At 61.6% G+C, this 1,273-nt stretch carries 1 protein-coding gene; it reads left to right on the top strand.

Annotation, left to right across the window (positions count from 1 at the left end):
- Positions 1-1,273 (top strand): serine hydroxymethyltransferase (glyA, locus tag ACR0ER_RS25565; protein WP_480771268.1); only part of this gene is annotated, 1,273 nt, incomplete at its 5' end.

Genomic DNA, 1,273 nt, shown 5'->3' with positions numbered 1-1,273 from the left:
CGGTTTTTTCACCCAGTCCCTTGCCGATCGTGATCCTGAGCTGTTTGGCTCGATCACATCCGAGCTGGGCCGTCAGCGCGACGAGATCGAGTTGATCGCGTCCGAAAACATCGTCTCTGCCGCCGTGATGGAGGCGCAGGGCTCGGTGATGACTAACAAATATGCCGAAGGCTATCCGGGCCGTCGCTACTATGGCGGCTGCCAGTTCGTTGACATCGCCGAAAACCTCGCCATCGACCGCGCCAAGCAGCTGTTCGGCTGCGAATTCGCCAACGTCCAGCCCAACTCGGGCTCGCAGGCAAACCAGGGTGTGTTTCAAGCGCTGATCCAGCCCGGCGACACCATTCTGGGCATGAGCCTGGATGCCGGTGGTCACCTGACTCACGGCGCCGCACCCAACCAATCGGGCAAGTGGTTCAAGGCCGTCCAGTATGGTGTGCGCAAAGAAGACAACATGCTGGACTACGATCAGGTCGAAGCGTTGGCAAAAGAGCACCAGCCGAAGCTGATCATCGCAGGCGGCTCGGCCATTCCGCGTCAGATCGACTTTGCCCGCATGCGCGAGATCGCCGATATGGTCGGTGCCTATCTGCACGTGGACATGGCACACTTTGCCGGTCTGGTTGCGGCGGGTGAGCATCCCTCGCCCTTCCCGCACGCCCACGTTGCGACCACCACCACGCACAAAACCCTGCGCGGCCCGCGCGGCGGCATGATCCTGACCAATGACGAGGCGATCGCCAAGAAAGTGAACTCGGCCATCTTCCCCGGCATTCAGGGCGGCCCGCTAATGCATGTGATCGCAGCCAAGGCCGTGGCCTTTGGCGAAGCACTGCAGCCGGCGTTCAAGGACTACATCAAGCAGGTTGTGGTAAACTCGCAGGCGCTGTCGGATCAGCTGATCAAGGGCGGTCTGGACACCGTGACCCACGGCACCGACACGCATGTTGTGCTGGTCGACCTGCGCCCCAAAGGCGTCAAGGGCAACGCAACCGAAAAGGCTCTGGGTCGCGCGCATATCACCTGCAACAAAAACGGTGTGCCGTTTGACCCGGAAAAGCCGACCATCACGTCGGGCATCCGCCTGGGCTCGCCCGCCGGGACAACCCGCGGGTTCGGTGAGACCGAATTCCGCCAGATCGCCGACTGGATCATCGAAGTGGTCGACGGTCTGGCCGCCAATGGCGAGGACGGCAACGCCGACGTCGAAGCCAAGGTCAAAGCCGAGGTCGCAGACCTCTGCGCCAAATTCCCGATCTATCCTAACCTGTAA

It is taken from the genome of Ruegeria sp. CH8, assembly GCF_056536985.1.
The sequence above is the reverse complement of the archived record's forward strand: the minus strand, read 5'-3'. Positions and strand labels throughout refer to the sequence as shown.